The sequence below is a fragment of the Paenibacillus camerounensis genome, from assembly GCF_000723885.1.
In the GTDB taxonomy this organism is placed as follows: Bacteria; Bacillota; Bacilli; order Paenibacillales; family Paenibacillaceae; genus Paenibacillus_AQ; species Paenibacillus_AQ camerounensis.
Map to the genome: position 1 here is coordinate 96107 of NZ_CCDG010000040.1, position 19090 is coordinate 115196.

Sequence of the window (19090 nt, forward strand, 5' to 3'; positions counted from 1 at the left end):
TCATCCCATAATATAAAAACAGCGCATGCACCGGCTCCAGGGGGAGCTGTACAAACGCTGTTACTAAATATTCACTGCTGTTGAATCTATTGTATTGCCGGAAAAATCGTTGCAATCTCGTCCTTCTTCTCCACCGGAACAAGAAGCTTGCCTATAGAACGGCGCTCGCCGAGCGGTGCAGACTCAGATGAGAAGGTGTGGACTTGTCCGTCACGGGTTATTGCATTCAGCACCAGCGGCTCCATGCAATGGAACGCCCCGGCGATCCGGCTGCCGTTCGGTTTCACGCGCTTCCCTTCCTTGAATTCAAAGGTTGGCATGCCCTTTCCGCCCCGGCTCTGCGACGGATAATCCACAAGCAGGCTGCGCTTGGCATAACCGATATCGGTTACAGCAAGAATCTCGCCTTCATCCTCAGTGACCCAGAAGCAGGATACAACTTCATCGCCTTCGCGCAGCTGGATTCCTCTAACTCCGCTGGCCACACGGCCCATCGGGTTCACTTCATTCTCCTTAAAGCGGATGCTCATCCCTTCACGGGTTACAAGCACCAGGTCCTTGTCAGAGCTGCTTAACGACACGTTAATGATCTCATCACCTTCAGCAACCTTGCAGGCCGCCACAGCTCCGGAACGGCTGGTAGAGTAATCCTTGAGCTCCGTTCGCTTCACCTGGCCCTTACGTGTGACAAAGACAAGGCTGGTACCGGGATCATCCAGATTGCCAACCGGAAGCATACTTACGACCCCGTCACCTTTGGCGAGGCCGATTACGTTAACAATCGCCGTACCCGGGTCCTTCCACTTGAATTCCGGTATCTGATGAACCGGAAGCAGGAAGTACTGGCCTTTACGGGTAAAGACAAGCAGGCTGTCCCTCGTATTCAGGTCAAGCAGCCTCACAATGTGATCGCCGTCCTTAACCCCGGAAGCATTGCGTTCACCGCCTGAACGTGTGAAGGACGGCATGCCGGTCCGCTTGATGTAACCGTCAGCCGACAGTGCAACCAGCACATCCTCGGCATTGACCAGCACTTCGAGGCTGACCTTCAGCTCCTCCACCTCTCCCTGAATCAATGAACGGCGGTCGATACCGTATTTGTCACGGATCTCCAGCAGTTCCTTACGGATGACGGAGATCAGCTTTTTGTCGCTGTTCAGAATACCCTGAAGAGTATTGATCCGGACCATCATCTCATCTAGCTCTTTCTGCAGGGAGTTAATCTCCAGATTGGTCAACCGGTAGAGCTGCAAGGTGAGGATCGAATCAGCCTGGCGTTCGCTGAAGCCGAACATCCAGACGAGATTATTCTGGGCATCCTGGCGGTTCTTGGACGCCTTGATCGCTGCAATAACCTCATCCAGAATGTTAAGCGCCTTAACCAGCCCTTCCAGGACATGCGCACGGTCTTCCGCCCGCTCCAGGTCGAATTGGGTGCGGCGGGTAACCACCTCACGCTGGTGGGCAATATAAGCCTCCAGAATCGCTTTCAGCCCGAGCTGCTGTGGTGCTTTGTTAACGATAGCTACCATATTGAAGTTATAGGTAACCTGCAGGTCGGTTTTCTTAAGCAGGTAGGCCAACACGCCCTGGGCGTCTGCATCCTTTTTAAGCTCCACTACGATGCGCAGGCCTTCCCGTCCGCTCTCGTCACGGACTTCGGCGATCCCGTCGATTTTCTTTTCCAGACGGATATTCTCCATAGAGGTGACAAGGCGTGATTTGACAATCTGGAAGGGCACCTCAGTAATCACAATCTGCTGCTTCCCGCCGCGCAAATTCTCAATTTCGGTCTTCGAGCGCAGATAGATCCGCCCTTTGCCGGTACGGTAGGCGTCCATGATGCCGTCGCCGCCCATGATTGTCCCCCCCGTAGGGAAATCCGGGCCTTTGATAAAGGTCATGATGTCTTCCAGCGTAATCTCCGGCTTCTGCATCACGGCGATGCAGGCGTCGATAACCTCCCGCAGGTTGTGCGGCGGAATTTCTGTCGCGAACCCGGCGGAAATCCCGCTTGTGCCGTTAACCAGCAGGTTGGGGAACCGCGAGGGTACGACCACCGGCTCCTTCGCGGAATTGTCAAAGTTGTCCTTGAACAGCACGGTGCGCTTCTCAATGTCGCGCATCATTTCCATTGCAATCGGTGACAGCCGCGCTTCGGTATAACGCATTGCAGCCGCCGGGTCATCGTCCATCGAGCCCCAGTTACCGTGCCCGTCTACGAGCACATGCCCCATCTTCCACGGCTGGGCCATACGGACCATACCGTCATAGATGGAGGAATCGCCATGGGGATGATAGTTACCCATAACGTCACCGACGGTTTTGGCCGATTTGCGGTACGGCTTATCCGGGGTATTGCCCGAGTCGTACATCGCATACAGAATCCGGCGCTGTACAGGCTTCAGCCCGTCCCGCACATCGGGAATCGCCCGGTCCTGAATTATATATTTGGAGTACCGGCCAAAGCGGTCACCGACGACCTCTTCCAGAAAAGCCGGCGAAAATTGTTCTGAAAAACTGCTCACTTGGCTCACCTTCTGTTCCTCAATCTATCCCGTTAAAAAAAGTCTGATGATTATTGTCATTCCGCAGAAAGTCTGGACTTGCAACAGGCGAATATTGCCGCCTTGCAGGCTTTACTCTGCTCCGTTCCTCTAATCATCAAGCTTTTAGAAACCGGAAGCAATCGTCACTTCCGCTACAATCTATAACCTTTTTACTCAATGATCTCGGTAAAATCAACATTCTCCACGATCCAGCGCTTGCGCGGGTCAACCTTGTCGCCCATAAGTGTGGAGACGCGGCGCTCCGCCTTGGCGGCATCCTCGATCTGCACCTGGAGCAGGGTACGGGTATCCTGATTCATCGTGGTTTCCCACAGCTGCTCCGGATTCATCTCACCAAGACCCTTATAACGCTGCAGTTCGAAGTTTTTGCCGAACTCCTTCAGGTAATTCTGCAGCTCTTCATCACTCCAGGCATAACGCACAGTCTCCAGCTTGCCCGATTTGCGGGTTAGCTTGTACAGCGGAGGCTGGGCAATGAAGACCTTGCCGGCATCAATCAGCGGCTTCATATAACGGTAGAAGAAGGTCAGCAGAAGGACCTGGATATGCGCGCCGTCCGTGTCAGCATCAGTCATAATAATGATTTTGGAATAATTGCTGTCTTCCACGGTAAAATCGGGGCCGATTCCTGCACCGATCGCAGAAATAATGGCTTTGTACTCATCATTCTTCAGAATATCGAGCAGCTTGGCCTTCTCCGGATTCATCGGCTTGCCCTTCAGCGGCAGAATGGCCTGTATCTTGGAGTCACGGCCCTGCTTGGCCGATCCGCCGGCAGAATCCCCTTCGACGATAAACAGCTCGGTTCGGGTAACGTCTTTGGACTGGGCAGGGGACAGCTTGCCGCCGAGACTTAAGCTCTCGCTGCGCTTCTTGCCGCTGCGGATCTCATCACGGGCTTTGCGCGCGGCTTCACGGGCTTTCGAGGCCTGAATCGACTTCTTCAGCAGGCTCTGAGCCACCTGCGGATTCTCTTCGAGAAAACGCGCCATGTTCTCGGCTACGATGTAATCGACGGCACTGCGGGCTGATGCGCTGCCCAGCTGATCCTTGGTCTGGCCGACGAACTCAACCTCAGACATCTTGACGCTGATGACAGCCATCATACCTTCACGAAGGTCATTTCCTTCGAGGTTCTTGTCCTTTTCCTTCAGCAGCTGTGTGCGGCGGGCGTAATCGTTCATCACGCGCGTGTAAGCCGTCTTGAACCCGGTCTCATGGGTTCCGCCGCTGCGGGTCGGAATGGAATTGACGAATGAGGCAAGTGTTTCTGTATAACCGGCGTTATACTGCAGCGCCACTTCAACCTCAATGTCGTCCTTCTCCGAACTGAAATGGACAACATCATGCAGTGTGTCCTTACCCTCATTCAGGAACTGGACAAACTGGCTGGCGCCGCCTTCATAAAAGTATTCGTCCTGGCGTCCGCTGCGTTCGTCACTCAAGGCGATCCGCAGACCCGAGTTCAGGAAGGCAATCTCCTGTACCCGCTCCGCAAGCGTATCGTAGCTCAGGGATATACCGTTTGCGAAGACGCGAATATCCGGCTTGAAGGTGATCTTCGTACCGGTCTTGTTCGTATTGCCTAGAACCTCAAGACCGGTTACCGGCTCCCCGACATGCTCCTTGCCGCTCTTGTCTACCCAATATTCGAACCGCTGGCGGTGGGTTTTGCCGTCCCGGTAAATTTCAACCTCCAGCCACTCAGACAGGGCGTTGGTGACAGATGCGCCTACGCCGTGCAGACCGCCGGATTTTTTGTAGCCAGAACCGCCGAATTTACCGCCTGCATGCAGAATGGTAAAAACAACCTGCGGCGTTGGCACTCCTGTCTTGTGCATACCGGTCGGAATACCCCGGCCGTTATCGATGACGGTCACCGACCCGTCCTTACGCAATGTAATATCAATTTTGGAACAAAATTTGGCTAAATGCTCATCAACGGCGTTATCCACGATTTCCCATACAAGATGGTGCAGTCCCGAAGAACTCGTACTGCCGATATACATGCCGGGCCGTTTGCGGACCGCAACCAGACCTTCGAGCACCTGAATGTCGTCAGCATCGTATCCGGTCCGGCCTGCTCCGCCGTCCTTGGAGACTTTTGCAAACATATCGATCTGTTCGAGCATTCATGCTCCCCCTTCATTATCTCACTGACTCTGAAATGCAAACAAACGTTTTCGTTCACTTTGTACATTCTAATTCAAAATATCCCGTTTCGTAAAGACGGCGAATGAAATGATTATCGCGGCGAGTCCCCAAACAGACAGCACCGCCAGTGAAAAGGGCAGTGTCATCCCCTCAATCGGCGCAGGCGTGCCCGCCAAATAACCGGTTAGCCCCAGATTCACCATAAATAAATATTTCGCAGTTGACCAGGCAGCCGCCATATTTGTCAGAATGGATCCGGCAATCAACGCTGCCATCATCACAACGATACTCGCCGCCGTACTGCGTACCAGAACCGATACCATAAAAGCAAGCAGGGCGACAACAACGCTCACGAACCAGATCAGCCCCCCCTGCATCAGCAGGTATTTCCACTGCGGCACCGAATGCACGCCCGACATGTCCACTGTATCCCCGCTTAGCTGGAAGCCGGTAAACACCGGAATATTAAAGCCTTTATAGCCAAAGGCAAGCCCGGAGATCAGGTAGCTGATTACGAACACGGACAGCACAATTAAGGAGACGAACATAAGCAGCGCCGCCAGCTTGCTGAACAGCACCTTCCAGCGTTTTACCGGACGGGTGAGCAGCATTTTGATCGTCCCTGTTGTCCGTTCACCGGACACAAGATCCGACGCCACCGCCATTATCAGCAGAGGAATGAACAGGGAGACCGAATTATCCAGGAACTCACGCGTGAACGTCACACCGCTAGGCTCGTTGGGATTCACATCATGGTCAAGATAGTACTGCAGCTGCTGGATAAAAATCCGCCGGTACGACTTCCATTCCTCCGGAATACGGTCACTGCTCAGCGAGTTCTGGTTATCTGTAATCCGCTGCTGGATTTCCAGCCTCCAGTCTGAATTGAACTTGTCCCGGCTCCGTTCAGCTACCCGCATCTGCGCATAGGTGAACATCGGCACGAGTACAAGCAGAATCAGCAGTATAACATAAAAACGTTTCTTTTTAATTATTTTTGTACACTCATTACGGATGAGCGGAAGCAGATTAGTCAATAGATTCACCCTCCGTTAGCTTCAAGAATAGCTGTTCCAGTGTGGGGCTGATTTTATGCACTGCTCTGACCCCGACCCCTGCCTTAACCATGTCAGCGACAATGCCGGGAATCAGAGTCTCGTCCATTACTGTTATAACTGAACCTCCGCCCATTCCGGCGATAACGGAATCATCCAGGGTGACTTCATCAAGCTTAAGCAGCGTAATGCCCTGATGACCCTCCAGGATTGCCCTGGCCGCCGGGACCGGCTCAAGATCCCAGAGCACATAAGGGGAATTGCGGGCGACAAGCTCATCAACTCCGCCAACAGCCAGCACCCGCCCTTTGCTGATAATTGCAACCCGGTCGCACAGCAGCTGGATCTCGCTGAGCAGATGGCTGGAGACAAATACGGCCAGACCGTCTTCGGCCAGGTTGCGGATAAATTCGCGCAGCTCCTTGATCCCTTTGGGGTCCAGCCCGTTCGTCGGCTCATCCAGAATGAGCAGCCGCGGGCGTCCCAGCAGAGCCTGGGCAATGCCAAGCCGCTGCCGCATCCCGAGGGAATAGGTGCTTACCTTATCGTGGATACGCTGGTCCAGCCGGACAATATCAACCACCTCAGTGATCCGCTGCCCGTCCACTCCAGGCTGCATCCGCGCGAAATGCTGCAGATTCTCCCAGCCGGTCAGATACGTGTAGACCTCCGGGTTCTCAACAATCGAGCCGACATATTGGAGCGCTTTTTCCGGATTACGGTTAACATTATAGCCGCAGACTGTAATCGTGCCCTCTGTAGGGCGGATCAGATCCACCAGCATCCGGATGGTCGTCGTTTTACCGGCTCCGTTAGGACCCAGAAACCCAAAGATTTCGCCCTCTTTCACATCAAAAGTTACATCATCAATAATCCATTTCCGGCTTATCTTTTTGCGGACGCCTTTGACGGATAATACAACTTCCCCCGGCTCCGCCGCTCTTTCTTTTGCCATATCCTCACAGCTCCTTGCTGACATTCATCACTGGTATAGGTTCATTAGCATTAGATGGTTATCGTATCGCCTGCACAATCCGTTCGCTGATCCGCTGGTAGCCGTCACCGTTCGGATGAAAATGATCACTTGAGAGATACTTGTCCAGATGGCGGTTGAACAGATCAAAGGTCGGCACCAGAGTCATATTGCTGTGCGTATTGATAATATCCATCGCCGCATTGTTCCAGGCTGTAACCGCCTGATTCCCCGGTACGAGCAAATCCTCAATATCGCCAAAGGGGTTATACAGCCCCACATAGTAAACCTGTGCCTGCGGATTAATCTCCGCAATCGTCTCCAGAATCTCGCCCAGCCGCTTGGCGGCCTCAGGTAAAGCCGATAACAGCGCCTCAGGTGTCAATTCATCCTCACCGGGCTTCGGAGTGGAAGTAACAAGCGTATCCGATTTCCCGTCCAGAACACCGGTTGGCTGCACCGTAGATGCACTGCCTTCGGGATTGTCCGCCGGAATTTCAGCCGTTCCCGCTGCCTCTCCAGCCTGTACACCTGTTCCGTTCCCCAGAATATCGGAGCCCCGGAACAGGTCGTTGCCGCCGATGGACACGAGTACAACATTTGCCTGACGCAGTGCATATTGGACGCCCTCCTCCTGCAGCTTCGTCTGCAGTCCGGCCGTAGTCAGCCCGTTAATTCCCATATTGCCGAGCAGACCGGCCTTGGCTCCGCCCTGGGTTAAGCCGTCCAGCGCCCGTCTTACAAAGCCGCTGCCGCTGTTGTCGCCCGTCCCCTTGGCCAGCGAATCGCCCAGTGCCAGAATTTTCAATTCATCTGCTGCCGCAGCCTCCGGAGCCGTTGTCGCCTGTGGCAGAGAACCGGTCAGCGCTTCACCCTGCGGGTTAATAATATCGCCAACTGCGTACACAAAGCCCGCAATTAAAAGTAAGGTCGCCAAGGCGGAAATCAGGCTCACACCGCGCCAGGTCCATTTTGCATCCTTCACAGTAATCCCTCCGTATGCCTCTATTCTCCATTGTTCCACAATTTACAAACTTCTTAACGTATGTAAATAAACATAATTCTTCTATTCTCAATTTGCAAATGAACGCGGGGAATTACAATGCCCGTTACTCCTTTTCACCTTCTTTTAATACTCAGGCAGTATGCTGGAGGAAGCTGCAATTCTAAGGGAGGTAACGAAATGCCTAACATTTGGATGCATCTGGAGTATGGACAACAGCTGGCGGCGGAATTTGGAAGTGAATTTGCTTGTCTGGCTGACTTGAACACCCGCCCGGAGCTGTATCAGCTGGGCTGCCAGGGGCCGGATTTCCTGCTGTATCACAGCTTTCTTCCCTGGAAAAAAGAGAACCGGGCGCTCCGGCTCGGCGATGCCATGCATACGGATCACTGCGGTCCTGTGCTGCTCGAATTCTGGGAACGCTCGCTGGCACTGCCCGCTGAAGACAGGAAGGAAGCACAGCAGTATTTCCTCGGCTTTCTAACCCACCATCTACTTGACCGCAATCTCCACCCTTTTATTAACTGGAAGGCAGGCTACCGGCACCGCAGTCATCAGCGCTTTGAGATCGTGCTGGACACCTTGTTCATGAAATCATTGAAGCAGACCGATACCTGGCTGCATCCGGCGTGGAAAAAAATCAATATCGGCTCCTGCTTTCCCGGAGCCGTCCAAAGCATTCTGAATAAAACCGTATCCCGGTGGTATCCGGAGTTAAGCAGGCTGCCCGAAGAAATGTGGGATGAAGCTTATCTTGATATGCTCCTGGCCCACAAACTGCTGTACGATCCAAAGGGCTGGAAAAAATCACTGCTGCGGGGCAAAGCCCTCCGCCTTTTCTCCCAGCCGCTCTCCGCGGCCGAGGAGCACCTGGATTATCTGAATGAGCATCACGGCGAGTGGCGGCATTCTGCTCTATACTCTGAAGTACGTACAGACAGTGTCTGGGACCTGTGGGAGCAGGCGCTGGCCGAAGGCCGCACTGTCCTGAGGGCACTGGCTGCCTGGCTGAACAGCACCTCATCTGCGGAGGCCGCCCGGGCGCAGGAGCATTTCAGATTGGTGCTGGGCGACCGCTCCTATGATACAGGCAAGGATTGCAGCAGCCGGCTGAAGAACCTGTATGCCGAGCCGATCTGGGAGGCGGGCATTTCCTGAAACCCGGAACCCGGCAAAAAGGACTGCCTGGATTAAGCCGCTTTCGCGGCTTGTCCAGGCAGTCCTTTTATTGATTGCTATTCTAAGCGTGCATTGTCCGGTTTATTTACCGATAAACTCCTGCACCCAGTAGTTATTGTCGTAGCCTACTCCGATATAATTAAAGTTCGCGCTCAGGATATTGGCACGGTGCCCCGCACTGTTCATCCAGGCTGTCATAACCTCCTGGGGCGTTTTCTGGCCCATAGCGATGTTCTCGCCAGCTGCACGGTACGTTACACCAAAGGACTTCATCATGTCAAAAGGTGATCCGTACGTAGGCGAAGTGTGGGAAAAGTAGTTGTTAACCTTCATGTCTGTTGCCTTGGCCGCAGCCACCTTGTTCAGGCTGTCCAGCGCGGTAACCGGTGACAGACCCGCCGCAGCACGCTCCTTGTTCACCAGGTCGACAACCTGCTTCACGTAGGAAGATTGTGCAGCTGCTGTTGCAGCCGGGGCTGCGGTTGCTGCCGGTGTAGCCACAGGCTTAGCCGTTGCTGCAGGCGTTGCTACAGGCTTAGCGGTTGCCGCAGGTGTTGACACAGGCTTAGCGGTTGCTGCCGGAACAGCAGTTGCTGTTGGCTTCTGCTGTACAATCGGCGGCTTAAACTTGGTTACCGTTACAGTCGTTCCGTTAAATGCAAAGGCTTTGTTGCTATATTGAGTGAAGTATTGCATGAATTGGGCAAAGCTTGAATGGTCCGCTGCTGCCGATGACCCGCTGGCTGCATCCGCCTTTAACGGAAGGGAAATGCTGAGGGCCATAACTGCTGCTACGCTTCCACCTATCATTGCTTTTACTGTTTTGTTCTTCATTATGCCATCTCCTTGTTCTTGTTGTATTTGCAGTGCTGTAAAAGTGTCGGCACCAATTATTACAAAGTTGTCATTTCTTCCTCAGTCATTGTAGCACAAAACTATCAGCTGTGCGCTGCTAAATGTTTACAGTACTAGATTTGCAGGAAAGCTTGTCCGGCAGGAGCCGGTATTCGCCCCTCGCTGAGCCGTCACGTCATATACATTTAAAAGACTGCCCACCTCGTTAGAGGCGGCAGTCTTAGCTTTATTGTCAGGCTTCTTATTCTATTTATCGGCTCAATGCGTGGTATTGTTTAGTGAAAGGACTGCCAGAAATCGCCTTCGGTCGAGATCAGACCCATAATTTCAGCATACGGAATCCGGAAAGTCGGAAAGCCTGCCGCGTATGGGGCGATCTCATAAGGTGCAAAATACAGGTACAACGCCTCTTCATCGACATAAAACGGCTGATCGGCAGTAATCCCTTTATACGTATCCGGAAAAACGTAGGAATACTGAGGGTCATTAGCGATCTGCTTGCCGACAATCTCACTGAGCTTTTCGACATATCTGCTGCCCGGCTTGAACAGGTCACTAAGCGTATAAAATCTCCCGCTGCGCAGATTGACATGCTCATACAGCATCGTAGGCATACCATGGGCTGCGCCGAACGGGTAGTTGTACCCGCTAAGCTCTAGCACAAGCAGATTTTTGCGGAAAAATTCAACGGCAAAGTCTCCGGTGTAGCTGAAATCCTGCGCAATGCCGCCGCTTCCGATACCTTCTGCCTTGGAAAGGCTGCGCAGCCTGCTGTTGACCGTCTTGGATACTTCAATATCTGCGATACCCTCAATAACCGGATAGTAGACCAGATAGTCCCTGTTCGGCTTATATTTCTTCTCCAGCACAGAGTAAGGCGGACGGAGCGGAATGACGCCGTTCTGCCGCCAGACCTGCTTGCCCCGGCGGTCATAATAGGCGGTACGCTGATCAATATCTGCACGGATCAGGCTGCCGCTGAAGGATAATGTGCCGGAGCCCGCGATAACGGGCGGCTGGGATGCTTTTTTACCGCTTTTATCGATAAAATAGGTGTCTTTGGCATCATACACGGAAGCCAGCCCATGCTGATAGTTGTTCACTCCGAGCAGCGGATGATTGCTGAGAACCCTGCCGGTCACTGCATCCGCTATTACATACCGCGATCCCCGGTACGGCTGGTCTGCATAGACTGGGGTGCCGAGCGCGACACGGTTTTCCCCCAGCTGCTGCACCTCATAATAGGTAGCCGGAATAATCTGCTTGCCCTGTTTGTCAATCAGGCCGTAGGCATTCCCGTAGTCCTCCGCTGTATTAATTACCGCCCGCCCCTCTGAAAAAGGCAGCGCAGATGTAAACTGCGGCTTGACCGCCACACTTCCATCCAGGTTAAGGTAGCCGTATTTACCGTTCTCTGTCTCCTGATAAGCCAGCAGCCCGTCACCGGGATTTCCGACAAAAGGATGTTTATACGTATGCAGCACCGCTCCGTTAAGATCAATCAGCGCGTATTCGCCTTCAGCGGCTTTGACCAATGCCGTCCCGTTCATGAAATCGCCCGCATCCAGATACACGGCAGGCAGCACTTCCTTGCCCTGCGCATCAATGTATCCATAGCGTGAGCCGCCTGCTGTAGTACTTTGCCTGGAAAAGAGTGCCCGCCCTTCATGCAGCGAATTCAGATAATCATACCGCGCCGCAGTGACTTCCCTGCCTTTTTCGTCAATCAGCGTGTACCCTTTAGCATCCGATACAACCGCCCGCCCTTCAGCAAAGGGGGAGATAAAAGAGTAGATTGGCTTTACTTTTTCGCGGCCGCTGCTGTCAATCAAGCCGCTGCTGTTCTTTCTCTGTACAATTGCAAGCCCGTTCTCCTGAAAATCCTCGGCATACTCATATCTCGGTTCAATTGCGGTCCGGCCTTCATTGTTGATATAGCCCCACAGCGTGCCTTCCTTGGTTTTGAAAGGTGCCGGATGCAGCAATTCCGCCCGCAGACCGCCCACCTCCGCCGCATCCAGGAACTGGAGCGGTTCAAGCGGCTTAATATAATAATCAACACGGTACAATCCTGCTTCTGCCGGAATGGTCACGAATAGATCATCATCGGCGCAGATGAAATCCTCCTCCTGCTGAGGCACATATTCGTTCCATCCGATCCCGTCCCACTTCCACACTTCCGTCTGCAGCAGGCCGTTATCATTTCCTTTTGCCAGCTCATTCAGCTTAATTCTCAGCATTCCTGTCGCTCCCTTATAAAGGCATTTGCCTATAGAATATGAAGGGGAGGGGGAAAGGGTGTTTCTGTGCCCACTACAAAACTGAAACTGCGGACTGCGAGGATACTGGGGGACTTCCGCAGTTTTTGGACTTCCGGCCGCTGTTGTCTTCGGATTTCCATTATTTAAACTGCTGCCAGCGGGTGAAATCCGATGACAGTGTTGCCTCCGAAGCGGAGGGGGTCCCATAAGCCATGAAATGGCTGGGACACCCTTGTTTTGGAGTTGGATGGACGTTTGCGCCCGGTGAGGACGCTCCGCGAACGAAACGTTGTTACAATCGCTGTGCTCTCCAGATTTTTTTCATTCCCCTTAGCGGTGAAAATCCGGAGACCAAGGCGAACGCTTCCGCTTTTCCACAATCGTTCCTTCCTCTCCGCTGTTTAAGCGGGATACGCATACACATTTTTCAACAAAAACAAAAAAAAACCGCCTTTTTGGTAAAATGGAGGTACCACCCAACCATCCCAAAAGGAGCGATTTCTTTGTACATCCAATATACCCTGGACCAACTTTGCCTGCCAATGGATTTAGAAGAAGACATTCCAGAAAACCACACCTCGTTCGTGTCGTGAATGTCGCCGCTAGTCGGCAGAGTGTACACTACTTCGCAGACCGGAAGATTAATCAGGACAACTGCTGCGCCAGCTCCCAGATGTGCCCTGCGGGATCAGCGAAGGTAACGGTCCGTACGCCCCAGGACCGGTTCATCGGGCCGTTTAGCAGACGGACTTCCCGTTCTTCCAGTTCCCGGACTGCCTCATCAACATTCTCTACCTGGATTGTGAACTGGAACCGTGAACCGGATTCAGGCCCGGCAGGATTCGCAGGCTTAATCAGTCCGTCCGCCTCAGATATATTGAGCAAATTAATGCTTATATTCCCGAAATTGTAAACTGCAGACACCTCATCCTCATACACAACCGCCAATTGAAATACCTCCTGATAAAACGCCTTGGTCTTGTGCAGATCCTCTACAAACAGCGTAATTACATCGACGTTAAGTGTGCCTAGATTCATTAAGTTCCCTCCTTCTACATCACTATCTATTCTCGGAGCAAGGTCCTTCTACCTGCTGAAATCCTGCTGGAGGTAACCATCGCGAATAAATTCTTTATAGCAGTGATCAAACTGTAACCAACCAGCAAGCTTACCCGACATATTATTGCCCACAAACACAAGTAAACCGTACGGATAGCTCCGTACGGCTCACATAAACTTATAATCCTCCCGTTAACGGGACTCTTAGTCTACTTCCAGATCTCATCTGCAATTTCCTTGATATAGGCAAGCTTGTTCCACTGCTGCTCTTCGGTCAGGTGGTTGCCTTCTTCGGTAGAAGCGAAGCCGCATTGCGGGCTCAGGCAGATGCGGTCCAGGTCGACGTAATGCTTGGCTTCCTCAATCCGCTTCAGGATCTCTTCCTTGTTCTCGAGCTCCCCGAATTTGGAGGAGAACAAGCCGAGCACCACCTGCTGGCTGTCCTTCAGGAACCGCAGCGGCTTGAAGTCTCCGGCACGGTCGGTGTCGAACTCCAGATAGTAGCCGGAATAGTTATCGATTCCAAGCAGCGCCTGCACGATCGGCTCATAGCCGCCGCCGACACCGGCATAGGTCGATACATAGTTGCCGCGGCACACATGCGTCGTAACCACCAGATCTTCCGGCAGGCCGGCTACAACGGCTGCGTTCACCTTGGCCAATTCTGCAGCATAGTCGGCTACATTCACGCCGATTTGCTCCATGATGGTGATAAACTGCTCGTCGCACAGGGCACCCCAGGTGCAGTCGTCGAACTGGATGCTGCGGCAGCCGGCATTGTACAGGTCGAGCACCGCTCCCTTGTAGGCTTTGACTGTATCCGCAAGCAGCTCTTCCCGGTTCGGGTACAGCGCAGCTGTGCTCTCCTTATTCTCCGCACGGTCCAGCTCGAACAGGAACTGGGCAGCGGCCGGAACAGACTGGCGGGCTACAACGTCGTCCCCGGCAATGCTTTTGAGGTAAGTGTAATGGGCAACAAACGGATGGCTGCTGTAGCTGATTTTGCCGGTCAGGCGGGCTGTCTCCGGTCTGGACTGGGCTCCGTTGAACTGGTATCCCTGGTCAATCAGGGTCTGCTCTACACCGTCAAAGCCCCAGAAGAAATCCAGATGCCACCAGGAGCGGCGGAATTCACCGTCTGTTACAGCCAGAAGACCCACTTCCTTTTGCTTGGCCACAAGCTTGACGATTTCGGCGTCTTCAACCTCTTTTAGCTGACTGGCACTAATTTCACCGTTCTTATATTTCACTCTTGCCTCCTTCAGAGCCGCAGGGCGCAGGAAGCTGCCGACAATATCATACCGGAATGGGGTAACAGTACGTTTCAAAGGTTCAGTCTGAGTGCTCATCGGTTAATCTCCTCTATCTGTTTAATTAGTACAGTTACTATAGCACACGCCCCCGGCCATCCCGTTCTACCAATGATCTATCGTCCGTTATAATTAATAGCTATAGCTGCATTTCTGTGGTGACTGGGCCGCAGGCGTTTTATAGTAGAAGCAGTATTTTTATCACCCTTAGGCTTGGAGGAATTGCTGTGTTTCGGATCATGATTATAGAAGATGACGTAAAAATCGAGCAAATCGTCGCAGATACGCTGCGCAAATGGAAATACGAGGTTTCGAAGTGACAGCCTATGAGCAAATTCTGGAGGAGTTCAACAGGATTCAGCCGCAGCTGGTGCCAGCAGATCCGCTCTGTCTCCAAGGTTCCGGTCATTTTTCTCTCGTCGCGCACACAGAACATGGATGTCATTATGGCGATCAATATGGGGGCCGACGATTGTATTGAACCGATCATTCAAGCCGGCCAGCTGCTCCAGCAGTTGGGTAGCCGATCTTGAATCCAGCGCACTGTCGGCTCATCGGCAAAGGCAATTGCCGGATTCGTAATAATCGCCCTGGCCGAGGCCGCCCGCTGCTTTTGTCCGCCGGAAATTTCATTCGGATACTTGTCCATAATGCCTTCAATGTTAAGCGCCTGGGCAATCGTGGTCAGCCGCTCTTCCATCTCCGCCGTCCCGAATTTGCGCAGCGACAGCGGCAGCAGAATATTTTCCTTAACCGTTAAGGCGTCCTGCAAATTATAATCCTGAAAAATAAAGCCCATCCGCTCCTGGCGGAACTGCCGCAGCGCTTTCTTATTCATATCCAGCAGTGACTTGCCCTCCAGCCAGACCTCTCCGCCGGATAGCTGGTCAATAGTGGACAGCACATTCATCAGCGTAGACTTGCCTGAACCGGACGGGCCCATGACCGCCGTCAGTTCACCTGCTCTAATCACCAGATCAATATTTTTGAGTACGGCTGCTGACCCGTAATTTTTGGACACATTCTTCGTTTCAATTACCGTTTCCATCCCTTATAACCTCCCCCTCTGCTACTCAATATAGCCACAATAGGTAGCTGCAACCATAGATGTAGCAGAAGGCAAAGTGACGTTTCTGTCACTTAGCGGAATAGAAGTCCGGAGGCTCAGCCATGGCAGGAATGGTGATCAGGAAGGTGGTTCCCTTCCCTTTTTCACTCTCAACCTCAATAATTCCCTTGACCTTATCAACTGTGCTGTAAACCATGAGCATTCCCAGTCCGGTTCCTTCCTCCTTGGTGGAGTAGTAGGGCTTACCAAGCCGCGAGATTTCCTCTTTGCACATACCTACCCCGGTGTCCCGGATGCTGATTACGATGCTTTGCTTTTTTTCCGAAATATCGATGGTCAGGGTGCCGCTTTCGTCGTCCTTCATCGCTTCGATTCCGTTCTTGTAGAGATTAATCAGGCACTGCTGGATCTGATTTTTGTCATAGCTGGTATTCAGCGTGTTACTAAAATGAAACTCAACAGTCACCTTATGAATGGTGGCAAAGGGCATGATGATATTCTTAGTATACTCCGCTTCAGTCCGCAGGTTGGAAAACACCATATTACCGGATTGCGGCTTGGCAAAAGAGAGATAATCGCTCACAATCCTCTCCGCCCGGTTCAGCTCCTGCAGGGACAGCTCGACGTATTCCTTTTCTTCGGGTGTAATGTTACCGGACTTGTTCAGCAGCTGCAGAAAACCGCTCGTTACCGTCAGCGGATTCCTGATTTCATGAGACACGCTGGCTGCAAGCTCACTTACGACATTCAGGCGCTCTGACTGGATAATCCGGTCACGGTTCTTGATGTTGGTAATGATCTGCTCAATCAGAATCATGATAATGCTCATGACACCGACATGTGTCGTAAGTGCATAGAAGGTTAGTATCCAGAACTGCCTGTCCAGCGTCCCCTTCATCATACAGAGCGTAATCAGGTAAATGCCCATTGTCAGCGCGGCAATAAAGGTAGCCGAAAGGATCCGCCGGTTGGCATTCTGCCTGATGAACCATTTGCTTAAGTAAGGCACAATCAGCAGCACCGCTGTAGAGAACAGGAAGGACGGAAGAATGCCGGCCCCGCCGACATACAGACGGTATACATTTAAGATCAGATATAGAGGGAGCACATGCCTGTACCCGCCGAATAACGCCACAAGAATGAACGGAACATAGCGCAGATCGTAAATAAAGCCCATCTCCAGGCTGATCGGCTTGGCAATGCACAGAATCATTGTGACGGCAGACATAAATACCAGAAGCTTGTTATTGTAACGGTTTGCTCTATTTTCGAAGAAAATAACAACAATCAGCACCGGAAATAAGATAAATAAAAAGTTAAGCAACAGGGTTTCAAGCAAAGATTTAACTTCCTCTCAGATGTGGTAAAACTATCAATTCTTCTATTATATGAAAGTTCCGGATATTTCCCTAGAGTAATTGCTGGAAATTTATAGCCTGCTGATCAAAGATTGTATTCATTTATAAATAAAAAGCTCTATTCTCACTGGATGTGAAAATAGAGCTGGTTAAAAAACGGCATGTTAACGGGATTTTGTAGCGGCACGCTCTTCCATCATATCGGCAATATCCTCAATCTGTCCCTCTACCGAGATCGGATCGGAGAAGTAGAAACGGTAGCCGTCAAATTCATACAGCTCGTTCTGTTTAACTGCTTCAACCGTTCCCCATACCGGATCCTTCCCGTAGTCATAGCTTTCCTTTGATGCATCAACAGCCATGAAGATATGATCACCTGCGTATTCATTAACCACCTCACTGGAAACTGTCATCCATCCTACCTTGGGGTCCATATCCCGGACAACGTTCCCATTCATCGGCATCTCCAGTTCGCCATGAATGGTTTTGCCGGTATAGGCATTTCCGTAAAGGGTAACATCCTTCATCAGGCCTCCATCAAATACGGTAACCGTCTCGCCTTCTTTTAGCACGGCATTCACCCGTTTTTTGGCGACGGCAAGCTTCTCATCAAATGCAGACAGCCAGCTTTCCGCCTCCTGCTGCTTATTCAATATTTCTCCAAGCTGCATTACCTGCTCATGAAGGTTGGTGTTCACTTCGAGATAGACGGTTGGGGCAATTTGTGAATAGGCTTCGTATTTTTCCGCATCGCCTGTCACAATCAGGTCAGGATTAAGCGATATAATGGCCTCCAGATTGTCTGAGACATCGGTGATACCGTCTACCATGCCGTCCAGATACGGATTTTTCATAAATAATCCATTGCTTCCAACCGGCTTGATATCCATCGCCAACAGGTACCCAAGATAGAAATCCGTAACCGTCCGCTGTGGACTAGCCGGAACCTCAACCTTGCCCATCGTTGTTGTAACCACCCGTGTGCCGGATGAGCTGTCTGCAACCGGGGAAGCCGTTGCTTCTACCGACGCCTGCGGCTGTGAAGTTGTTTCGGCAGCACTCGCTGCGTTATTGATATTGCCTCCACCTCCGCAAGCACCAAGCACTAAGCCAAAAGCCAGCAGAAGCACCGCTGGAACACTCTTTCTTTTGTTAAACATAGGTGTCGACCCTCCATCGCTATATTGACCGTTAGACCGATCATTGTAGTGATAATAATTCTCATTATCACAACTAGCAATATAGCATGGCTGTTCAGGGCCAACAATAGGTTTTCTTCCTGTATCTAATGTAAAATCCTCATTCCGGAGCCGCTTGCGGTACAAAGCCGGGGAAATTCCTTTTTGCTTCTTAAACGCATTGCTGAAATAATACACATCCTGATAGCCGACCGCGGCGGCAATCGCACGCACCGTAAGCTTCGTTCCGGCCAGCAGTTCACAGGCCTTCTGGATCCGCAGCCGGATCAGGCAGTCAATCGGTCCGCGGTCCAGCACCTGCTTAAAGCAATTAGACAGATGACCCGGACTTCTATTTATCACTACGGCTAGAGAATCGAGGGTGTGCGCTGCAGAATAATGCTGCAGCATATATTCCAGAGTCTGGGTAACCAGCTGGGCCGGACTTGCAGCTATCGAAGCAGGCTGCCTGGCATGATACTGCTCGATTACCTGGGAAACCCAGTGATAGAACAATGCTTTTACAGGCAGCACTCCCGTCTGCTCCGGATACTGGCTTAACTCCAGCATGCTGCCAAGTGAATCGTACATATTGACCGGCTGATCCGGGTTTACATGATAGCTTGTCCGGAACGGATTACACTTGTCCAGCAACAGCTGATCTTCAGCACTCATTCTCCCTGTATCCGCCTCGTACAGCACAATGCTGTATTCTGCTCCGCCTACTCCTGCACTTACTTCAAAAAAGCTTTTGGCCGGAGCATGAAGCAGCTGCATACTGTGCATCGGATAGCTGTGCTGATCCAGCAGGACCAAAGAACTTCCTTTGCCTACGCAAAGAAAGCCGCTGGATTTAAAAGCGACCGATCTCCGCTCACCTGCTCCGAGTGTAAATCTCTTAACTTCTATGTTATGGATGAAGGCCTGATCCCATAACCGGATGTGTTCGTGCTGGTCTAGTAGCATGGCAGCTTGTTCACCTCAATTTATTCAGTCATTTCTTTATGCGGATACCGGCTTACCAGCCTGAAAGGTGGTAAGCCGGTATTTTTAGCCTTTATAATAA

15 protein-coding genes are annotated in these 19090 nt (G+C 51.9%); 3 read left to right on the top strand and 12 right to left on the bottom strand.

What is annotated here, in order from left to right; translation table 11 throughout:
• Positions 1-86: 86 nt before the first annotated feature.
• From gyrA to BN3772_RS15705, 5 genes are all read right to left on the bottom strand, one after another.
• Complete coding sequence (gene gyrA, locus BN3772_RS15685; RefSeq protein ID WP_042200590.1) at positions 87-2528, bottom strand: DNA gyrase subunit A; 2442 nt, start codon at positions 2526-2528, stop codon at positions 87-89.
• A gap of 191 nt (positions 2529-2719) precedes the next feature.
• Positions 2720-4702, bottom strand: coding sequence for a DNA topoisomerase IV subunit B (gene parE / locus BN3772_RS15690; RefSeq protein ID WP_042178028.1), 1983 nt, complete (start codon positions 4700-4702; stop codon positions 2720-2722).
• Between the two features lie 69 nt (positions 4703-4771).
• On the bottom strand, positions 4772-5761 hold the full coding sequence (locus tag BN3772_RS15695; RefSeq protein ID WP_042178030.1) for an ABC transporter permease: 990 nt from the start codon (positions 5759-5761) through the stop codon (positions 4772-4774).
• Complete coding sequence (locus BN3772_RS15700) at positions 5754-6734, bottom strand: ABC transporter ATP-binding protein (RefSeq protein ID WP_042200592.1); 981 nt, start codon at positions 6732-6734, stop codon at positions 5754-5756. Before BN3772_RS15700 ends, BN3772_RS15695 begins: the two co-directional genes overlap by 8 nt.
• A 58-nt stretch (positions 6735-6792) precedes the next feature.
• Positions 6793-7737 (bottom strand): GDSL-type esterase/lipase family protein, encoded by a 945-nt coding sequence (locus tag BN3772_RS15705; RefSeq protein WP_042200594.1) that lies wholly within the window; start codon positions 7735-7737, stop codon positions 6793-6795.
• A gap of 198 nt (positions 7738-7935) precedes the next feature.
• Between BN3772_RS15705 and BN3772_RS15710 the strand changes: the two genes are divergently transcribed.
• Positions 7936-8913 (top strand): zinc dependent phospholipase C family protein, encoded by a 978-nt coding sequence (locus BN3772_RS15710; RefSeq protein WP_042200596.1) that lies wholly within the window; start codon positions 7936-7938, stop codon positions 8911-8913.
• A 102-nt stretch (positions 8914-9015) separates the two neighbouring features.
• Here BN3772_RS15710 and BN3772_RS15715 read toward each other — a convergent pair whose 3' ends face one another.
• Positions 9016-9768, bottom strand: coding sequence for a CAP domain-containing protein (locus tag BN3772_RS15715; RefSeq protein ID WP_042200597.1), 753 nt, complete (start codon positions 9766-9768; stop codon positions 9016-9018).
• A gap of 296 nt (positions 9769-10064) precedes the next feature.
• On the bottom strand, positions 10065-12029 hold the full coding sequence (locus BN3772_RS15720) for a WG repeat-containing protein (RefSeq protein WP_042200598.1): 1965 nt from the start codon (positions 12027-12029) through the stop codon (positions 10065-10067).
• A 233-nt stretch (positions 12030-12262) separates the two neighbouring features.
• On the opposite strand from BN3772_RS15720, the gene BN3772_RS30930 reads away from it, so the two are divergent.
• Complete coding sequence (locus BN3772_RS30930; RefSeq protein WP_042200600.1) at positions 12263-12643, top strand: hypothetical protein; 381 nt, start codon at positions 12263-12265, stop codon at positions 12641-12643.
• A gap of 52 nt (positions 12644-12695) precedes the next feature.
• Here the strand turns inward: BN3772_RS30930 and BN3772_RS15730 are convergent, their stop codons facing one another.
• Positions 12696-13088, bottom strand: coding sequence for a VOC family protein (locus tag BN3772_RS15730; RefSeq protein ID WP_042200602.1), 393 nt, complete (start codon positions 13086-13088; stop codon positions 12696-12698).
• A 230-nt stretch (positions 13089-13318) separates the two neighbouring features.
• A complete protein-coding gene (locus tag BN3772_RS15735) occupies positions 13319-14458 on the bottom strand; it encodes a 5-methyltetrahydropteroyltriglutamate--homocysteine S-methyltransferase (RefSeq protein ID WP_042200604.1) in 1140 nt (379 codons plus the stop codon).
• 287 nt (positions 14459-14745) lie between these two features.
• Here BN3772_RS15735 and BN3772_RS31545 point away from each other — a divergent pair, with 287 nt between their 5' ends.
• On the top strand, positions 14746-14952 hold the full coding sequence (locus tag BN3772_RS31545; protein WP_280114391.1) for a response regulator: 207 nt from the start codon (positions 14746-14748) through the stop codon (positions 14950-14952).
• On the opposite strand, the gene BN3772_RS15740 is transcribed toward BN3772_RS31545, so the two are convergent.
• The 3 genes from BN3772_RS15740 to BN3772_RS15750 form a co-directional block, all read right to left on the bottom strand.
• Positions 14910-15467 (bottom strand): ABC transporter ATP-binding protein, encoded by a 558-nt coding sequence (locus tag BN3772_RS15740; RefSeq protein ID WP_244444759.1) that lies wholly within the window; start codon positions 15465-15467, stop codon positions 14910-14912. The genes BN3772_RS31545 and BN3772_RS15740 overlap by 43 nt on opposite strands.
• Positions 15468-15555: 88 nt before the next feature.
• Positions 15556-16827 (bottom strand): ATP-binding protein, encoded by a 1272-nt coding sequence (locus BN3772_RS15745; protein WP_042200606.1) that lies wholly within the window; start codon positions 16825-16827, stop codon positions 15556-15558.
• A 183-nt stretch (positions 16828-17010) separates the two neighbouring features.
• A complete protein-coding gene (locus BN3772_RS15750; protein ID WP_086074603.1) occupies positions 17011-18990 on the bottom strand; it encodes an AraC family transcriptional regulator in 1980 nt (659 codons plus the stop codon).
• Positions 18991-19090: the final 100 nt, after the last annotated feature.